The sequence below is a fragment of the Blastococcus sp. SYSU DS0616 genome (assembly GCF_054051015.1).
Map to the genome: position 1 here is coordinate 45,998 of NZ_JBJHAJ010000015.1, position 17,525 is coordinate 63,522.

A 17,525-nucleotide genomic window follows, 5' to 3' on the forward strand; every position below is an offset into this window, starting at 1 on the left:
CGCCCCCGGCCGTCGGCCGCGCCAAGCCGGTCCCGTGGACGTCGGCCTGCGGCCGCCTGGGAGACTCGCTCCGTGCTGTTGCGGATGTCCTCCCTGTTCCTGCGGACCCTTCGGGACGACCCGGCCGACGCCGAGGTCCCGAGCCACCGCCTGCTGGTGCGCGCCGGCTACATCCGGCGTGCCGCCCCCGGCGGGTTCAGCTGGCTGCCGCTGGGCTTCCGGGTCTTCCGCAACGTCGAGCGGATCGTCCGCGAGGAGATGGACCGGATGGGCGCCCAGGAGGTGCACTTCCCCTCGCTGCTGCCCAAGGAGCCCTACGAGGCCACCGGCCGCTGGACCGAGTACGGCGACAACCTGTTCCGCCTGCAGGACCGCCGAGGTGTCGACCACCTGCTCGGCCCCACGCACGAGGAGATGTTCACGCTCCTGGTGAAGGACCTGTACTCGTCGTACAAGGACCTGCCGCTGTCGCTGTACCAGATCCAGACCAAGTTCCGGGACGAGGCGCGGCCCCGCGCCGGCCTGCTGCGCGGCCGCGAGTTCACGATGAAGGACAGCTACTCCTTCGACGTCGACGACGCCGGCCTGGACAAGTCCTACGCCGCGCACCGGGACGCCTACATCCGCATCTTCGACCGCCTCGGCCTCGAGTACGCCATCGTCTCGGCGATGTCCGGGGCCATGGGCGGCTCCAAGAGCGAGGAGTTCCTGCACCCGACGGCGATCGGTGAGGACACCTTCGTCCGCTCGCCCGGCGGTTACGCGGCCAACGTGGAGGCGGTCACCACGGTCGTCCCCGACGAGATCCCGCTCGACGGCCTGCCGGAGGCGCACGTCGAGGACACTCCCGACACCCCGACCATCGAGACGCTCGTCGCCGTCGCGCAGGAGATGTTCCCCGAGGAGGGCTACACCGCCGCCTCGACGCTGAAGAACGTCGTCGTCCTGCTGGTGCACCCCGACGGCACCCGCGAGCCGCTGGTCATCGGCATCCCCGGCGACCGCGAGGTCGACCTCAAGCGGCTGGAGGCGCAGGTCGCCCCCGCCGAGGTCGAGCCGTTCGCCGACTTCGACAAGCACCCCGCGCTGGTCAAGGGCTACATCGGCCCCCAGGCGCTCGGCAGCGAGAGCGAGTCGGGGATCCGCTACCTGGTGGACCCGCGGGTCGTGAAGGGCACCCGCTGGATCACCGGCGCGAACCGGCCCGGCAAGCACGTGTTCGACCTGGTCGCGGGGCGCGACTTCACCTGGGACGGCGTCATCGAGGCCGCCGAGGTGCTCGCCGGCGACCCCGCGCCCGACGGCTCCGGCCCGCTGGAGCTCGCCCGCGGCGTGGAGATCGGCCACATCTTCCAGCTCGGCCGCAAGTACGCCGAGGCGCTGGACCTCAAGGTGCTCGACGAGAACGGCAAGCTCGTCACCGTCACGATGGGCTCCTACGGCATCGGGGTCTCCCGCGCCGTCGCCGCGATCGCCGAGTCCACCCACGACGAGCTGGGTCTGGTCTGGCCGCGCGAGGTCGCCCCGGCCGACGTGCACATCGTGGCCACCGGCAAGGACGCCGCCGTCTTCGAGGCCGCCGAGGCGCTCGCCCAGGAGCTGGTGGGGCAGGGACTCACCGTGCTCTACGACGACCGGCCCAAGGTCTCGCCCGGCGTGAAGTTCAAGGACGCCGAGCTGCTCGGCATGCCGACGATCGTCACCGTCGGCCGCGGCCTGGCCGAGGGCGTCGTCGAGCTGCGGGACCGGAAGTCCGGCGAGCGCGAGGAGATCCCGGTCGACGGCGCGGCCGGCCGGGTCGTCGCCGCCGTCCGCGGCTGAGCCCCGCGCCGTGCCGCGGGACGTCGAGGAGCAGGTGGCCCTCAGCGCCCAGCTGGTGGACCAGCGCCTGGGCATGGGCGACCAGGTGCACCAGCCCCGGCCGATCGACCACCTGGCCGGCTTCCGGTCGCGGAGGGCGGCCGAGGCGGCGGGGGAGGAGCTGGTCGCCGCCGGCTACCGGATCGACGGGCTGCGGCGCCGGTTCCTCACCGTCTGGCTGGAGTTCAGCGCGATGACCGCCGTCGACTCCGACACCGCGGCCGCCTTCACCCGTGAAGTCGTGGGCATCGTCGACCGGCACGGCGGGAGCTACGACGGCTGGGGCGGCTTCCTGGTCGCCGCGGAGGACTAGCTCCTCGGCCCCGTCCAGAGGCCCGCGCCCGGGCCTGCGAGGGCGGGAGGAGGGAGGGCTCCTCTTTCTGGCACAATGAACGGTCGAACACGGCGGCAGCGGCCCTCTCACCGTTGACGCCCGTGTCCCTGGCTCCGCCCCGGCGTACCCCCACACGTCGTTCCGGCGAGCACCGAAACGCGTTCGAGGAGAACACCACACACCGTGGCAACCAAGATCAAGCTCATGCGCCTCGGCAAGATGCGCGCGCCGTACTACCGCATCGTCGTCGCCGACGCCCGCACCAAGCGCGACGGGCGCTCGATCGAGACGATCGGCAAGTACCACCCGAAGGAGGACCCCTCCTTCATCGAGGTCGACTCCGAGCGGGCGCAGTACTGGCTGGGTGTCGGCGCGCAGCCGACCGAGGCCGTCGCCGCCATCTTCCGGGTCACCGGTGACTGGCAGAAGTTCAAGGGCGAGGCCGCGCCGCCGCCCATGAAGGTCGCCGAGCCGAAGCCGGACAAGAAGGCCCTCTACGAGGCCGCCGTCCGCTCCGGCATGGACGAGCCGGCCGCCGGTGCCACCACCCCGAAGAAGAAGGCCGCCCCCAAGGCCGACGCTCCCAAGGCCGCCGCCGCCGAGGCCCCCGCGGCCGACGCTGCTCCGGCCGAGACGCCGGCCGAGTAAGACGTGCTCGAAGAAGCGCTCGAGCACCTGGTCAAGGGCATCGTCGACAACCCCGACGACGTCACCGTCGACCTGCTCACCAACCGCCGCGGCAAGACCCTCGAGATCCGGGTGCACCCCGACGACCTCGGCAAGGTCATCGGCCGCGGCGGGCGCACCGCCAAGGCGCTGCGCCAGGTGATGACCGGAGTCGGCGGACGGGGCCTGCGGGTCGACGTCGTCGACACCGACGGGCGCTGAGCACGAGCTCTTCGAGCGCGAGCACGTGACACAGGACGAACCCACCGACACCGTGGTGGTCGGCCGCATCGGCCGGCCCCACGGTGTCCGTGGTCTCGCCACCGTCGAGGTCCGCACGGACGACCCCGACCTCCGCTTCGCCCCCGGCGCGGTGCTGCTCACCGATCCGGCCGACCGGGGCCCGCTCACCGTCGTCGACAAGCGCTGGCACAGCGGCACCCTGCTGCTGCAGCTGGCCGGTCCGGCCGGTGAGGTCTACGACGTCCGCGAGGCCGTGGACGAGCTGCGCAACACCCTCCTGCTGGTCCGCGTCGCCGACCTGCCGGAGATCGAGGAGCCCGACTCCTACTACGACCACCAGCTGGTCGGCCTGACCGCGCGGCTGACCGACGACTCGGTGCTCGGCGAGGTCACCGCCGTCCGGCACGAGGCGCAGGACCTGTTGGTCGTGCGCCGCGCCGAGGGGCGCGAGGCGCTGATCCCCTTCGTCTCGGCGATCGTGCCCACCGTCGACGTCGACGGAGGGTTCCTGGTCGTCGATCCGCCGGAGGGGCTGCTCGACCTGTGAGCGGACAGGGGCGTGAGCATCGCAGCGAGGAACGAGCGAGGAGCGGAGCGGCCCGCGGGAGCGAACCGGGTGCACTGAGCGACGCCTTCCGCATCGACGTCGTCACGATCTTCCCCGAGTACCTGGCGCCGCTGCGTCAGTCGCTGCTGGGCAAGGCCATCGAGCGCGGCCTGGTCGAGGTCGGCGTGCACGACCTGCGGCAGTGGACCGACGACGTCCACCGCACCGTCGACGACGCCCCCTACGGCGGCGGCCCCGGCATGGTGATGAAGCCCGAGCCGTGGGGCCGCGCGCTGGACGCCGTCCGCCCGCCGGGCACCCGGCTGGTCGTCCCGACCCCCGCCGGCCGGCCGTTCACCCAGCGCATGGCCGCGGAGTGGGCCACCGAGCCGGGGCTGGTCTTCGCCTGCGGCCGCTACGAGGGCATCGACCAGCGGGTCGCCGACTGGGCCGCCGACGCCGGACCCGTCTCCGAGGTGTCGATCGGCGACTACGTGCTGGCCGGCGGGGAGTCCGCGGTCCTGGTGATGACCGAGGCCGTGACCCGGCTGCTCCCCGGCGTCGTCGGCAACCGCGAGTCCGTGGAGTTCGACTCGCACGCCGACGGCCTGCTCGAGGGCCCGTCCTACACCCGGCCGGTGACCTGGCGCGGTCGCGAGGTGCCCCCGGTGCTGCTGTCGGGCAACCACGCCGAGATCGACCGCTGGCGCCGGGCCGAGTCGCTGCGCCGCACCGCGGCCCGCCGCCCGGATCTGCTCGCCGCGCTGCCGGAGGGCGCGCTCACCGACGCCGAGCGGGCGGCGCTGGCCGGTGAGTGACCGGCCGGTCCTGCGCAGGACGGCGCGGGTGGTCGTCCTCGACCCGGCCGGGCGGGTGCTGCTGCTCGGCGCGCGCCTGCCCGACCCGTCCGTCCCGCCCGGCGAGGTGCTGTTCTGGTACACGCCCGGCGGGGGAGTGGAGGACGGCGAGACGCTCCGCACGGCCGCCGTTCGCGAGCTGGCCGAGGAGATCGGGCTGCACGTCGAGCCCGGCGCGCTGGAGGGGCCGGTGTGGCTCCGGCGGCACGTCGGCCCGTTCGGCGACCAGGTCTACGACACCCGCGAGACCTTCTTCGTGCTGCGCGACGTCGTCCACGAGGTCGTTCCCGGGGCGCTGACCGAGCTGGAGGTGCTGGCCGATGAGCCGCACCGGTGGTGGGCGGCGGAAGAACTGGCGGCGCGCGTGGACCTCGTGCCGGCCGAGCTCCCCGCGCTGCTGGCCGAGTTGCAGGCGGGGCCGTGGACGGGGCCGCCGCGCATCGTCGGCTGACGATGTGGCACAGTAGAGAGTCGCTGCTGACCGACGGCCGGGCTGTCGGGAGCTCCGCACCGGAGCCGCAGCACCCCGGAACGGACAGCCGGGGCGTTCCGCTGTCCGAACCGAGAACGAGCCATCTGAGACTGAGGACTGCCGAGATGAACACCCTGGACGCACTCGACGCCGACTCGCTGCGCGACGACATCCCCTCGTTCCGCCCGGGTGACACCGTCAAGGTGCACGTCCGCGTCATCGAGGGCAACCGCTCCCGCATCCAGGTCTTCCAGGGCGTCGTCATCCGCCGCCAGGGCGGGGGCATCCGCGAGACCTTCACCGTGCGCAAGGTGAGCTTCGGCGTCGGCGTGGAGCGCACCTTCCCGGTGCACACCCCGGTCGTCGAGAAGATCGAGGTGCTCACCCGCGGTGACGTGCGCCGCGCCAAGCTCTACTACCTCCGCGAGCTGCGCGGCAAGGCCGCCAAGATCAAGGAGAAGCGCGAGACCGTCGCGCGCTGACCTCCTCGCGAGGACACGCCTGCAGCCGGCCCGACCGGCTGGATCTCGGCGGGTCCCCTGCGCCGTACGCTTGCTCCTGATGAGCAGCGACCGGCCCGGGGGGCCCGCCGACGTCGTTCCGGGCGAACCCGACGAGCCCGACGAGACGCACGACGGTGCGCCGGCCGCCGAGAAGCCCGGCCGGCGCCGTCGCCGGGACGAGGACGCGAAGAAGGGCTCGCTGCTGCGGGAGCTGCCCGTCCTGCTGCTGATCGCCTTCGTGCTGGCCCTGGTGGTCAAGACCTTCTTCGTGCAGGCGTTCTTCATCCCCTCCGGGTCGATGGAGCAGACCCTGCACGGCTGCACCGGCTGCACCGGCGACCGGGTGCTGGTCAACAAGGTGCCGTACTGGTTCGGCGAGCCCGAGCCCGGCGACATCGTCGTCTTCCGCGGCCCCGACACCTGGACGCCGGAGATCTCGGTGGACGAGCCGGACAACTGGTTCACCGGCGCGCTGCTGTGGGTGGGGCGCACCATCGGCGTCGCGCCGCCCAGCGAGGACGACTTCGTCAAGCGGGTGATCGCCACCGAGGGCCAGACGGTGCAGTGCTGCGACCTCGAGGGCCGGGTCACCGTGGACGGCGAGCCGCTCGAGGAGCCCTACATCTTCGAGGACACGCCCATCGAGCGACGCGCGTTCGGCCCGGTGACCGTGCCCGAGGGGCGGCTGTGGGTCATGGGCGACCACCGCTCGGCGTCCGCGGACTCGCGCTCCCACATGGGCGACGAGTACGCCGGCACCATCGCCGTCGACGACGTCATCGGCAAGGCGGCGGTCATCGTGTGGCCGCTGGACCGGTTCGGCCTGCTGGACTCGCCGGACATCCAGGGCGTCGAGGCGGCGGCGGGTGCGCCCGCCGGTGAGCAGGCCCCGGTCCCGGCCGGGGCGGCGCTGGCGGTCCTGCCGTGGGCGGCCGGGCTGGCCGGCGCCGTGCCGATCAGCGCCTGGCGCCGGCGCCGGTGGCCCAGGAGCGTGCCGCCGTCCCGGTAATGGTCGCGCCGTTACGGCTGTGACTCACGCATTGCACCGTTCCGGATGCCGATAACGGCTGAAGGAAAGGTTGGAAAAGCATTAAAGCAACCGTTTCACCCTTCCGATGCAGAGATTGAACCTACTCGGAAGTGAAACGGAGTCAGTCGTGTCCGCACCCATGGCGAGCACCGCACGCGGTGTCACCCGCGTGCTCCTCCTCGCCGACGCGCCCGTCCTGCGTCGCGGGTTGGTCAGCATGGTCAACGAGACCGCCGGCATGCAGGCGGTGGGCACGCCCGGCGAGCTGCGGCGGGCCCTCACCCTCGTCGAGACGGCCCGCCCCGATGCGGTCGTGGTGGAGCTGGGCTCCGGCCGACCGGCCACGCTGAACGCCTGCCGCGACCTGCGTCGCCGCTTCCCCCGGGTCGCGATCGTCGCCCTGGCGACCTCGGAGGACCCGGCCGTGGTCAACGAGGCGCTGGCCGCCGGCATCCGCGGCTACCTGATGATCAACACGTCCCCGACGCTGCTCGGCTGGGCGGTCCTGGCCGCCCGCGCCGGCCGGGTCGTCGTCGACCCGCAGATCCGCCGGGTGGAGCCCTCGGCCGTGCCCGCGGCGAAGCCGTTCGCACCCGAGGTGCCGCTGACCCGCCGGGAGCAGGACGTCCTGGACGAGCTGCTCCAGGGGCTGTCCAACCGGCAGATCGGCCGCAACCTCTTCATCAGCGAGGACACCGTCAAGTCCCACGTCAAGGCGATCCTGCGCAAGCTGGGTGCCCGCGACCGGGCCCACGCGGTGTCGCTGGTGCTCTCCAACCGCACGCCGGGCTGCACCTGTGGAGCCCACTCCCTGCCGGCGCCCGCCCCCGAGGCGACCGCCGACCTCTGACCGATCCTCCGACGGCTCCGTGGGCCGGCTCCCGAACTCCTGGGAGCCGGCCCGCGGGGCGTCCGGGGGCGGGCGTCGTCCCCGCGCCCGTCGTCGTACTGTCGTGCCGCGATGGCTGCTCGTCCCACCCACCCCCGATCCGCGCCGGTGGTGCGTGCCCGGAGGACGGTCGCCGACGACCAGCCCGACGCGTTGTGGGACATGGAGCGCGCGCTGCGACGCCGCGGCTTCGAGACCGTCGCCGGAGCCGACGAAGCCGGCCGCGGGGCCTGCGCCGGTCCGCTGGTCGCGGCGGCCTGCGTGCTGCCCGCGGGGCGCCGCGGCCGGGTGCCGGGGCTGGCCGACTCCAAGCTGCTCACCGCAGCCACCCGCGAGCGCGTATACGAGGAGATCGTGCAGCGCGCCGTCTCCTGGTCGGTCGTCGTCCTGCCGGTCGAGGACCTGGACGCCAGGGGCATGCACGTCACCAACATCGAGGCGCTGCGCCGCGCGGTCAGCACGCTGGACCCCGGCCCGGACTACGTGCTGACCGACGGCTTCCCCGTGCCCGGGCTCGCGCGCCCGGGGCTGGCGGTCTGGAAGGGCGACCGGGTGGCCGCCTGCGTCGCCGCCGCCTCGGTGCTGGCCAAGGTCACCCGCGACCGGATCATGGCCGAGCTGCACGAGCGCTGGCCCGAGTACGACTTCGCCGGCCACAAGGGCTACATCACCGACGTGCACACCGCCGCGCTGGAGCGGCACGGCCCCTGCCCGGAGCACCGGATGCGGTACGTCAACGTCGCCCGGGCCCGCGACCTGCACGCCGCGCGGACCACCCACCTGACCGGTCGCACCGCCATGGTCGATGATGGGGCCATGCGCCCTGTGTCCCGAGCCCTGACGAGCACCGAGGACCGATGAGCACCGAGGACCTCGAGAAGTACGAGACCGAGATGGAGCTGCAGCTCTATCGCGAGTACCGGGACATCGTCCGGCAGTTCACCTACGTGGTGGAGACCGAGCGCCGGTTCTACCTGGCCAACTCCGTGGACCTGCAGGTGCGGGAGGCCGGGGGAGAGATCTACTTCGAGCTCAAGCTCTCCGACGCCTGGGTGTGGGACATGTACCGGCCCGCCCGGTTCGTGCGGAACGTGCGGGTGCTGACGTTCAAGGACGTCAACGTCGAGGAGCTCGACAAACCCGACCTCGAGCTGCCGGACGGCCCGCGCCTGCCCTAGCCGTCCACACCCGGCGGCGTCGTCCACAGACCGCCGCCGGCCCTTCGCCCGCCGCCCCCTGAGCGGCACGGTCGAGGGGTGCCTCCCACCACCGAACTCGGCGCCCACGGCGAGCGGATCGCCGTCGCCTACCTGACCGACCGCGGACTGCAGGTCCTCGATCGCAACTGGCGCTGCCGCGAGGGTGAGCTCGACGTCGTCGCCCGGGAGGGCGACGCCCTGGTCTTCTGCGAGGTGAAGACCAGGCGGGGCACCGGGTACGGCTCTCCCGTCGAGGCGGTCACGCCGGCCAAGCAGCGGCGGCTGCGGGTGCTGGCGCAGCGCTGGCTGGCGGCGCACGACGAGCACGCACCGGAGGTGCGGTTCGACGTCGTGGGCGTGCTGGCGCGCCCCGAGCGCCCGGCGGTCGTCACCCACCTGCGCGGGGCGTTCTCGTGACCCTCGCCCGCACCTGGTCGGTCGGTCTCGCCGGGGTCCGCGGCGCGATGGTCGAGGTCGAGGTGGACATCGCCGCCGGGCTGCCCGGCGTCGTCCTCGTCGGGCTGCCCGACGCCGTGGTCCGCCAGTCGGTCGACCGGGTGCGCGCGGCGATCGCCAACGCCGGGGGCGAGTTCCCCGCCCGCCGGGTCACCATCGGCCTGTCGCCGGCCTCGATGCCCAAGCAGGGGAGCGGGTTCGACCTGGCGCTGGCCGCCGCGGTTCTGGCCGCTGCCGGCGCCGTGCGGCGGCGGGCCGTGGACCGGCTCGTGCTCCTCGGCGAGCTGGGGCTGGACGGGTCGGTGCGCGCCATCCGCGGAGTCCTGCCGGCCGTCCTGGCCGCCGCTCGGGCCGGGCACGCGCAGGTCGTCGTCCCCGTCGCGAACGCCGCCGAGGCCGCCCTGGTGGATCGGGTCGAGGTGCTCGGCGTCGGCACGCTCACCCAGCTCGTCGCGCACCTGACGGGCACCGAGCGGCTGGTCCCGCACGTCCGGGGCGCGGTGCCGCCGCAGCCGCCGGTCCCCGACCTCGGGGACGTCGTCGGGCAGGCCGCGGGCCGCCGGGCGGTGGAGGTCGCCGCCGCGGGTGGGCACCACCTCTACCTGGCCGGACCACCCGGCGCCGGCAAGACCATGCTCGCCGAGCGCCTGCCCGGGCTGCTCCCGCCGCTGGACGAGGAGGCGGCGCTCGAGGTCACCGCCATCCACTCCGTCGCCGGCACCCTGCCGCCGGAGGCGCCGCTGGTCACCCGGCCGACGTTCGAGGCGCCGCACCACTCCGCGACGATGGCGGCGCTCATCGGCGGCGGCTCCGGCCAGATCCGGCCGGGCGCGCTCTGCCGGGCCCATCGCGGCGTGCTGTTCCTGGACGAGGCGCCGGAGTTCCCCCGCGCGGTGCTCGACACCCTGCGCCAGCCGCTGGAGCGCGGGCAGGTGACCATCCAGCGGGCCGCCGGCGCCGCCACGTTCCCGTGCCGCGCGCAGCTCGTGCTGGCCGCGAACCCGTGCCCGTGCGCCACCGCCGCCGGTGACACCGCCTGCACCTGCAGCCCGCTGGAACGGCGGCGCTACCAGTCGCGGCTCTCCGGCCCGCTGCTCGACCGGGTCGACCTGCGGGTCGAGCTGCCTCCGGTCACCCGGGCGGCCTGGCTGGACGGGCTGCCCGCCCCCGAGCCCACCGCCGTCGTCGCCCAGCGGGTGGCCCGGGCGCGTGCCGCGGCGCGGGAGCGGCTGGCCGGCACCGGCCACGCCCTCAACAGCGAGGTGCCAGGCCGCCTGCTGCGCGAGCGGTTCGCGATCCCGCGCCCGGCGCTGCGGCTGGCTGAGCGGGCGCTGGAGCGCGGCGCCATCTCGGTGCGGGGCTTCGACCGGGTGGTGAGGGTCGCCTGGACGTTGAGCGACCTGGCCGGACGGACCGTGCCCGGCCCCGACGAGGTGGCCGAGGCGCTCGGCATGCGGCTGCAGCGGAGCGCGGCGTGACGCGGCACACGAGCGCACCGAGGGGCCGGCGCTCGATCGAGCCAGCGCCGATCGCCCTACTTGGCGGGTGGGGCCAGGGCTCGCTCCTCGCAAGGCGGGCCGCTGTTCGGCTCCCTCTGTTCGTGCTCGACCTCGTAGACGCACCCACCGCAGGTGGTCGTGTCCGGATCGAGGGAGCCCCCCGGGTGCTCACGCCAGTCATGGCCGCAGGCGGGGCAGGTGCCGTAGAAGCGGACCCGAGAACGCCACCGGGAGATGATGCCCACGCCGCGACGGTAGTGAGCCGCCGCGAGAAGTCGTCCCTTCGCCAGAACTTCTGCCAAACCGTTGTACTCCGCGTCGCGTGGACGTTGAGCGTCCTGGCCGGACGCGCGGTGCCCGGCTCCGACGAGGTCGTCGAGGCGCTCGGTATGCGGCTGCAGCGGGCGGCGGCGTGACCACCCTCGAAGAGGACCTGGAGGACGCGGCCGCCGCGCCGGCGGTAAGCGGGGTGGTGCACCCGGGGGTCCGCCGGGCGCGGGCGTGGCTGACCCGGGCGGTCGAACCGGGCACCGTCGACCTCTGGCGCTACGTCGAGGACGTCGGCCCGGTCGAGGCGGTGCGGCGGCTGCGGACCGGTGCCGCACCGGCCGGTATCCGCTCGCTGGTCGGCGCCCGCGCGGAAGAGGAAGCAAGCCTGGCCGATCTGCGCCGCGCCGAGCGGTGCGACGCCCGGGTGGTCGTGCCCGAGGACGACGAGTGGCCGGCGTTCCAGCTCCACGCGCTCACGGTCGCGGTCGCGGAGGAACCGCTCGACCGTCGGGAGCAGACCGACCGCACGCTGGCGCTCGTTCCGCCCCTCGCGCTGTGGGTGCGCGGACCGGCCCGGCTCGACGAGGTGACCGCCCGCTCGGTCGGCGTGGTGGGCGCCCGCGCCGCCAGCGCCTACGGCGAGCACGTGGCCGCGGAGCTGGGCCACCAGCTGGGCGAGCGAGGCTGGACCGTCCTCTCGGGGGGTGCCTACGGGATCGACGGCGCCGCGCACCGGGGAGCGCTGGCCGCGGGGGCGCCCACGGTCGCGGTCCTCTCCTGCGGGGTGGACCGCCCCTACCCGGCGGGCCACGGGGCGCTGTTCCACCGGATCGCCGAGACGGGCCTGCTGGTGAGCGAGTGGCCACCCGGCTGCGCCCCGCTGCGGCACCGCTTCCTCGTCCGCAACCGGCTCATCGCGGCGCTGACCTGCGGAACGGTCGTCGTCGAGGCGGCCGCCCGATCCGGGGCCCTGGCGACGGCCGCGCGCGCTCGGAAGCTGGGCCGCCCGGTGCTCGTGGTGCCCGGGCCGGTGACCAGTGCCCTGTCGGTCGGCTGCCACGAGCTGCTCCGGGACGGGCAGTCCGAGGCGGCCCTGGTGACGTCGGCCGCGCAGGTCATCGAGGCGGTCGGCCGCATCGGCGACGACCTGGCGCCCCCGGTCGAGCGCCCGGTGTCCCCGCGGGACGGGCTCTCCGACCTCGCCGCCCGGGTGCTCGACGCCTGCCCGGTGCGCATCGGCGTGAGCCCGGAGCGGCTGGCCCGGACGGCGGGGTGCGACGTCCTGGAGGTGCTGCGGGTGCTGCCCGCCCTGGAGATCGCCGACCTCGTGGAGTGGACCGGCACCGGCTGGCGGCTGGCCCCGCGGGCGAAGCCGCCCGGCGCGGCGGCTTGACCGGGGCCGGGCACCGACGGACGGTGCAGTCGTGGCCACCCCCAGCACCGACGAGGTCCGCGCCGGGCTCCCGCCCGCGCTGGCCGAGGCGCTGGCCGGCTACGAGGAGCACCTGACCGGGCAGCGCGACCTGTCGGCGAACACCGTGCGCAGCTACGTCGGCGACGTCGCCCGGCTGCTGGACCACCTGGCCCGGCGCAGCGGCACCCAGCCGCACGACCTCGACCTCGCCACCCTGCGCAGCTGGCTCGCCCAGGGGCGCACCCGCGGGCACAGCCGGTCGACCACCGCCCGGCACGCCTCGGCGGCGCGCTCGTTCACCGCCTGGCTGCGCCGGGCCGGCATGACCCCCGAGGATGTCGGACAGCGCCTGGTGAGCCCGAAGGCGCTCCGCACCCTGCCCGACGTGCTCGCCCCCGATCAGGCGCGGGCGCTCGTGGAGACCGCGGCGGGGGCCGACGACCCGGCGCGGTTGCGCGACGCCGTCGTCCTCGAGCTGCTCTACGCCAGCGGCATCCGGGTCAGCGAGCTCGTGGGGCTCGACGTCGACGACGTCGACCGGGGCCGCCGGCTGCTGCGGGTGCTGGGCAAGGGGCGCAAGGAGCGCAGCGTGCCCTACGGCGTCCCCGCGGAGCGGGCGCTGGACGCCTGGCTCACCCGCGGGCGGCCGGCGCTGGCCCGGCCGGACTCCGGGCCGGCGCTGCTGCTCGGTCTGCGGGGGGGCCGGCTCGACGCACGCGAGGCCCGCCGCACCGTGCACGCCGCGACGGCCGACGTCCCGGGTGCGCCGGACATCGGCCCGCACGGGCTGCGGCACTCCGCCGCCACGCACGTGCTCGAGGGCGGCGCGGACCTGCGTTCCGTACAGGAGCTGCTCGGCCACGCTAGCCTCGCGACGACACAGATCTACACGCACGTGACGGTCGAACGGCTCCGTGCGGTCCACGCCCAGGCGCATCCCCGTGCCTGAGGCGGGCGGCCGGAGGGCGGGACCTGCGGCGGCAGTCATGACCACGCGGGACCACGGACGGTGCCCGCGCAGCACGACCGAGGAGCGCGACCGTGTCTGAGGCAACCATCCATCGCATCGACGGGTCCGATGACGACCGCGATGCCCTGCTGGCCGACCTGTGGGCGCGGTACGTCGAGGGCCGGGACTCCGGGCTGCGCGACCGGCTGATCCTGCACTACGCGCCGCTGGTGAAGTACGTCGCCGGCCGGGTGGGCAGCGGTCTGCCCGCACACGTGGAGCAGGCCGACCTCATCTCCTACGGCACGTTCGGGCTGATCGACGCCATCACCCGCTACGAGCCGACCCGCGAGGTGAAGTTCGAGAGCTACGCGATGGCGCGCATCCGCGGCGCGATCATCGACGAGCTCCGCAACACCGACTGGATCCCGCGGTCGGTCCGCGTCAAGGCGCGCGCCTTCGAGCGCACCGTCGCCGAGCTCGAGAGCAAGTTGCACCGGACGCCGAGCGACGAAGAGGTCGCCGACGCCATGGACATGGACGTCGAGGACATCCGGAAGTTCCTCGGCCAGCTCTCCCTGGTCAACGTCGTCGCGCTCGACGAGCTGCTCACCGACGACGACGGCGGCTCCCCGCGCCTCGGTGACACGCTCCGGGACCCCAGCGCGCTGGACCCGCAGGCGATGGCGGAGCACGGCGAGGCCCGGCAGCTGCTGGCCCGCGCCGTCGAGCAGCTGCCCGAGCGGGAGAAGGTCGTCGTCTCCCTCTACTACTTCGAGGGCCTGACGCTCGCCGACATCGGCCGGGTGCTCGGCGTGACCGAGAGCCGGATCTGCCAGCTGCACACCAAGGCGGTCCTGCACCTGCGCACCAAGCTCGCCGACATCGCCTGAGGCCGATCCCCTGACGACAGCTGGGCAGTCGTCTTGCCTCGGCAGCACGGCAGCGGTTCGTCATCTCGTGCGTCCGCGATGCGCGGCCGCGCGCTGCGGTCCCGGCGATCGCTGCGGGTGTGGTCCGCCGTGCTCGCGGTGGCCACCGCTCTGGTCCTCGCCGCGCCCACGTTGCGGCTGGCGTTCGACGAGGGCGCCGTTCCGCCGTCCTCGGACACCCCCGCGCTCCCCACCGGTGTCACGGTCGCGCGGGAGGAGGTGGCGTGCGGGTCCGGTGGCTGCTGGCGCGAGCTGACATTGCGTGGGCCCCGCGGTCAGTCAGCCGCGGACCTGGCGGCGAGCGTCGGCCTGCCGCAGGAGGTGTGCAGCGCGCGCAGCCTGCTCGATCGGCGCCGCGTCTGCACTGGGATCCACGTCATCGGAGAGCGGGTCCTCCTGTACGTGCAGTTCGACCGGTCGTGGTCCCTCTGGTGACTCAGCACGGCCTCCCCGAGCCCTCGCCCGCGGCCAGGCGCGGCTCGACGACGAGCTCCCGTCCGTCGCCGTGTCCGTGCGTGCGCCCTGGCCCTCAGTCCCCGGCGGGCTCGTCCCCCGTCCGGGGGCCCAGCAGCGGCTGGGTCCCCGGCGGATTGCGGTGCCCCTCCTGCCAGGGGAGCCGGCCGGTGGAGTCCGGCCACACCAGCTGCAGCGCGTCCACCGAGCCGTGGAGCTGCTCGACCACGGTGAGCCGCTCGGTCTCCTCGACGCGGAGGAACACCACGGGCGAGTCGGCGTCGGTGAGGGCGGTCGTCGCCGCTCCGGGGGTGAAACGCGCCCCGGCGCGGACGGCCTCGCCGACCAGGTTCAGGTACTTCTCTGCGGCGGGGAAGGGCAGCCCGACCACGATGACCTCGGGGTGCTGCCAGGCAGCGAGCCCCACGGTGTAGGAGTACCGCGGTTCGCCGGGGTTGCCGCCGCCGTGCAGGACCGCCCAGCCGAACGTGTCGATCACCCGGCGCAGGTCGCGGAGCACCTGGTCGGGATCCTGGCCGCCCTCGACAGGCCCACCCTCGACCGGCTCGTTCGTGGCAGCCGGAGCGCCGGTCGGTTCGCCCGCGCGGGACTTCGCGGCCCGCTTGCGTCCAAATCGCACTCCCCGACGGTAGCGCCGGGTCACCGGCTCGTCGGGGATCTGCGCCTGCTCGCGGTGCACGGTCCGTCACCGGCTGTCGGTCGGCGGGATGCGGAACGTCCTATGCTCGGAGCATCGGCCGCGCGAACCTGGAGGCGACGCGTGCCCATCGACTTCCACGACGCCAGGAACCGGCGGACGTACTCGGGCCGGGAAGTGGACGCCTCCTGGCGCGACGCCGTCAGTCGGCTGGTCGAGCCGGCGGGCGCCGTGGTCGTGGACGTCGGCTGCGGCGGGGGCCCCTACACCCGCGCATGGCACGAGCTCGGCGCCGTTCGCGTCATCGGCGTCGACTCCAGCCGGCCGATCCTCGTCTCCGCGCGCGCTGATCACGGCGGTCTCCCCGGCGTCGAGTTCACCGTCGGGGAGGCGACCGCCACCGGACTGCCGGACGCCTGCGCCGACGTCGTCTTCGAACGGGCGCTGGTGCACCACACGCCCGATCCGTCGGCTGTTGCCGCCGAGGCGTTCCGGCTGCTCCGGCCCGGTGGTACCTACCTCGTGCAGGACCGCACCGCCGACGACGTCGCCCAGCCGGGCTCGCCCGGCCACCCGCGAGGCTGGCTGTTCGAGGTCTTCCCGCGGTTGCTGGACGTCGAGAACCGTCGTCGACCTGACCCCGTGGAGTTCCTGGCGACCCTCACCGCGGTCGGCTTCGGCGACGTCGGCACCACGTCGCTGTGGGAGGTCCGTCGCCGGTATCCAGGCCCGGAGCCCTACCTGGCGGAGATCGCCGCCCGCACCGGCCGCTCGATCCTCCACGAGCTGACCGACGGCGAGCTCGCCGAACTGGTCCAGGCCCTGCGAACCAGGCTGCCCGACGGGCCGCTGGAGGAGGCCGACCGCTGGACGGTCTGGAGCGCCCGGCGTCCGGGCTGACGCCTGTGCCGAGGGGTAGCAGCCGGACCTGCGGAGGCCGGAGGAGTGACATCGGGTCCAGGTAGTCCTCACCGCGGCGCAGACCCCAGTGGAGGCAGGCGGGCGCCCGGCAGCCGGTGTGCCCGGCCGCCAGCCCGCCGAGCACGGCTCCGCGGGCGACCGCCTGGCCGGCGCCCACCGACGGCGTCACCGGTTCGTAGGTCGTCCGCAGCCCGCCGGGGTGGTCGACGCTGACCACCGGCCGCCCGGCGACCATCCCCGCGAAGACGACCACCCCGTCCCCCGCGGCCAGGACGGGGGAGCCGGGTGCCCCCGCGAGATCCACTCCACGGTGCCCTGGCCCGTACCGGTGCGGCGGCGGCTCGAACGGCCGGCCGACCACGGGCTCGCCGGGCAGGGGAGGGCTCCAGATCAATTTCAGCCGGGTCTCGACGACCCGCTCGGGCGCGGCCGCTGCGGGGACGACTCCGGCCAGCGTCACCAGACCGAGGAGCAAGGCGGCGAAGGGCGCGGCGCGGTAGGGCACCCCTCGATGCTGGCCGCCCCGCGGTCCGGTGGACGGCGCCCGGCGTCGCCTGTGGACGCGTGTCGGCGCTGTGGACGGCGGGTGGGGCAGCCACCGCCGCGCTATCCGACGGCGAGGACCGCCACCAGCACGCCGACGGGCACCGCGTACGCCACGGCGAGGCCGAGCAGGATCGCGTCCCGGCCGTCGGGCGGGGCGGGCGGGAGCGCGAGGTCGAGCCGGCCCCGCCGGAAGTCCCGTTCCTCGCGTGCGCTGCGCAGCTGCATGGTCGCCAACCAGCCGGCGGCCAGCGCCGCGTAGCCCACCCACGTGCCCGTGACGAAGACCGGCACGGTGTCGTGCACGACCGAACTCCCCGTGCCACCGCGTCCCGGCGGCGGCGCCAGCACCAGCATGGCGAGGACGAAGCCGCAGATCAGGCCGGTCAGCCACGGGGGATAGGGGGCGCCCCGCGCCCGCCGCTGCTCCCCGGCCACGGTGGCGAGGGCGACGAGCAGCGGGAGCACCGCGGCACCCAGCGCCTCGCTGGTGGCCGAGGGCATGAGGTGGGCGAGCGGGCGGGCCAGTCGGTCGTCCAGCATCGAGGCGGCCACGACGGTGGGCAGCACCCCGAGGATCACGAGCCGGACGGCTCGCTGCAGCCGCGTCTGGGACCGGGGGCTGCGCTCCGTGCTGTCCGGCGCAACGCTCATGGGTGGACCTCCTCGTCGACCGGCGGGACGGGCCGGTTCCGGAGGGGCAGCGTGGCATGCCGGCGGCGATCCGACCGGCGGGACGAGCAGCGCCTGTGGACGGGTATGCTGACCGGTGCGGCCCGTGCGAGCGGGTCGACTTCGCGCGTCCTCTTCCCGCCGATCGGCGGGGCAGT

The 17,525-nt window shown here is 74.5% G+C and carries 21 protein-coding genes and 1 pseudogene; 19 read left to right on the top strand and 3 right to left on the bottom strand.

All coding sequences use genetic code 11. The annotated features are described in order from the left end of the window. Window positions 1-72: 72 nt before the first annotated feature. The 18 genes from ACI79K_RS12745 to ACI79K_RS12830 all read left to right on the top strand — a co-directional run bounded on the left by ACI79K_RS12745 (window position 73) and on the right by ACI79K_RS12830 (window position 14,555). A complete protein-coding gene (locus ACI79K_RS12745) occupies window positions 73-1,821 on the top strand; it encodes a proline--tRNA ligase (RefSeq protein WP_456588803.1) in 1,749 nt (582 codons plus the stop codon). Between the two features lie 10 nt (window positions 1,822-1,831). Further along, window positions 1,832-2,173 (top strand): ribonuclease E inhibitor RraB, encoded by a 342-nt coding sequence (locus tag ACI79K_RS12750; RefSeq protein WP_456588802.1) that lies wholly within the window; start codon window positions 1,832-1,834, stop codon window positions 2,171-2,173. A 204-nt stretch (window positions 2,174-2,377) separates the two neighbouring features. Then, window positions 2,378-2,842: a 30S ribosomal protein S16 gene (gene rpsP / locus ACI79K_RS12755; RefSeq protein WP_456588801.1), complete on the top strand. Its 465-nt coding sequence runs from the start codon at window positions 2,378-2,380 to the stop codon at window positions 2,840-2,842. A gap of 3 nt (window positions 2,843-2,845) precedes the next feature. Beyond that, window positions 2,846-3,082: an RNA-binding protein gene (locus ACI79K_RS12760; protein WP_113799223.1), complete on the top strand. Its 237-nt coding sequence runs from the start codon at window positions 2,846-2,848 to the stop codon at window positions 3,080-3,082. A 25-nt stretch (window positions 3,083-3,107) separates the two neighbouring features. Continuing rightward, entirely contained in the window at window positions 3,108-3,650 is a 543-nt protein-coding gene (rimM, locus tag ACI79K_RS12765; protein ID WP_456588800.1) for a ribosome maturation factor RimM, read from the top strand. Further along, window positions 3,647-4,468 (top strand): tRNA (guanosine(37)-N1)-methyltransferase TrmD, encoded by an 822-nt coding sequence (trmD, locus tag ACI79K_RS12770; RefSeq protein WP_456599883.1) that lies wholly within the window; start codon window positions 3,647-3,649, stop codon window positions 4,466-4,468. Before rimM ends, trmD begins: the two co-directional genes overlap by 4 nt. Beyond that, window positions 4,461-4,958 carry an NUDIX hydrolase gene (locus ACI79K_RS12775; protein WP_456588798.1) on the top strand — a complete coding sequence of 166 codons (498 nt, stop codon included), beginning with the start codon at window positions 4,461-4,463 and terminating at the stop codon, window positions 4,956-4,958. Before trmD ends, ACI79K_RS12775 begins: the two co-directional genes overlap by 8 nt. A 146-nt stretch (window positions 4,959-5,104) precedes the next feature. After that, window positions 5,105-5,461, top strand: a complete 357-nt coding sequence (gene rplS, locus ACI79K_RS12780; RefSeq protein WP_091933693.1) for a 50S ribosomal protein L19 — start codon at window positions 5,105-5,107, stop codon at window positions 5,459-5,461. Window positions 5,462-5,540: 79 nt separating this feature from the next. Further along, complete coding sequence (lepB, locus tag ACI79K_RS12785; RefSeq protein ID WP_456599884.1) at window positions 5,541-6,491, top strand: signal peptidase I; 951 nt, start codon at window positions 5,541-5,543, stop codon at window positions 6,489-6,491. A gap of 148 nt (window positions 6,492-6,639) precedes the next feature. Then, a complete protein-coding gene (locus ACI79K_RS12790) occupies window positions 6,640-7,362 on the top strand; it encodes a LuxR C-terminal-related transcriptional regulator (RefSeq protein WP_456588796.1) in 723 nt (240 codons plus the stop codon). 111 nt (window positions 7,363-7,473) lie between these two features. Continuing rightward, window positions 7,474-8,262: a ribonuclease HII gene (locus ACI79K_RS12795; protein WP_456599885.1), complete on the top strand. Its 789-nt coding sequence runs from the start codon at window positions 7,474-7,476 to the stop codon at window positions 8,260-8,262. After that, complete coding sequence (locus tag ACI79K_RS12800; RefSeq protein ID WP_347057571.1) at window positions 8,259-8,579, top strand: DUF2469 domain-containing protein; 321 nt, start codon at window positions 8,259-8,261, stop codon at window positions 8,577-8,579. Before ACI79K_RS12795 ends, ACI79K_RS12800 begins: the two co-directional genes overlap by 4 nt. Before the next feature lie 78 nt (window positions 8,580-8,657). Next, the gene (locus ACI79K_RS12805) at window positions 8,658-9,017 is read left to right on the top strand and encodes a YraN family protein (protein WP_456596924.1); all 360 of its coding nucleotides are present in this window, start codon (window positions 8,658-8,660) and stop codon (window positions 9,015-9,017) included. Beyond that, complete coding sequence (locus ACI79K_RS12810) at window positions 9,014-10,534, top strand: YifB family Mg chelatase-like AAA ATPase (RefSeq protein ID WP_456599886.1); 1,521 nt, start codon at window positions 9,014-9,016, stop codon at window positions 10,532-10,534. Before ACI79K_RS12805 ends, ACI79K_RS12810 begins: the two co-directional genes overlap by 4 nt. Before the next feature lie 433 nt (window positions 10,535-10,967). Continuing rightward, window positions 10,968-12,218 carry a DNA-processing protein DprA gene (gene dprA / locus ACI79K_RS12815; RefSeq protein WP_456588792.1) on the top strand — a complete coding sequence of 417 codons (1,251 nt, stop codon included), beginning with the start codon at window positions 10,968-10,970 and terminating at the stop codon, window positions 12,216-12,218. A 31-nt stretch (window positions 12,219-12,249) separates the two neighbouring features. Continuing rightward, the gene (locus ACI79K_RS12820) at window positions 12,250-13,188 is read left to right on the top strand and encodes a tyrosine recombinase XerC (RefSeq protein WP_456588791.1); all 939 of its coding nucleotides are present in this window, start codon (window positions 12,250-12,252) and stop codon (window positions 13,186-13,188) included. Window positions 13,189-13,280: 92 nt separating this feature from the next. Then, window positions 13,281-14,081, top strand: a complete 801-nt coding sequence (gene whiG / locus ACI79K_RS12825) for an RNA polymerase sigma factor WhiG (protein ID WP_456588790.1) — start codon at window positions 13,281-13,283, stop codon at window positions 14,079-14,081. Window positions 14,082-14,159: 78 nt separating this feature from the next. Continuing rightward, window positions 14,160-14,555: a hypothetical protein gene (locus tag ACI79K_RS12830; RefSeq protein ID WP_456599887.1), complete on the top strand. Its 396-nt coding sequence runs from the start codon at window positions 14,160-14,162 to the stop codon at window positions 14,553-14,555. A gap of 94 nt (window positions 14,556-14,649) precedes the next feature. On the opposite strand, the gene ACI79K_RS12835 is transcribed toward ACI79K_RS12830, so the two are convergent. Beyond that, complete coding sequence (locus ACI79K_RS12835; RefSeq protein WP_456599888.1) at window positions 14,650-15,273, bottom strand: DUF4262 domain-containing protein; 624 nt, start codon at window positions 15,271-15,273, stop codon at window positions 14,650-14,652. 81 nt (window positions 15,274-15,354) lie between these two features. Here ACI79K_RS12835 and ACI79K_RS12840 point away from each other — a divergent pair, with 81 nt between their 5' ends. Next, on the top strand, window positions 15,355-16,131 hold the full coding sequence (locus ACI79K_RS12840) for a class I SAM-dependent methyltransferase (protein WP_456599889.1): 777 nt from the start codon (window positions 15,355-15,357) through the stop codon (window positions 16,129-16,131). 64 nt (window positions 16,132-16,195) lie between these two features. Here ACI79K_RS12840 and ACI79K_RS12845 read toward each other — a convergent pair. After that, window positions 16,196-16,657: pseudogene (locus ACI79K_RS12845) on the bottom strand (murein hydrolase activator EnvC family protein); the annotation flags it as partial. Between the two features lie 101 nt (window positions 16,658-16,758). Beyond that, complete coding sequence (locus ACI79K_RS12850; protein ID WP_456599890.1) at window positions 16,759-17,349, bottom strand: hypothetical protein; 591 nt, start codon at window positions 17,347-17,349, stop codon at window positions 16,759-16,761. Window positions 17,350-17,525 lie beyond the last annotated feature (176 nt).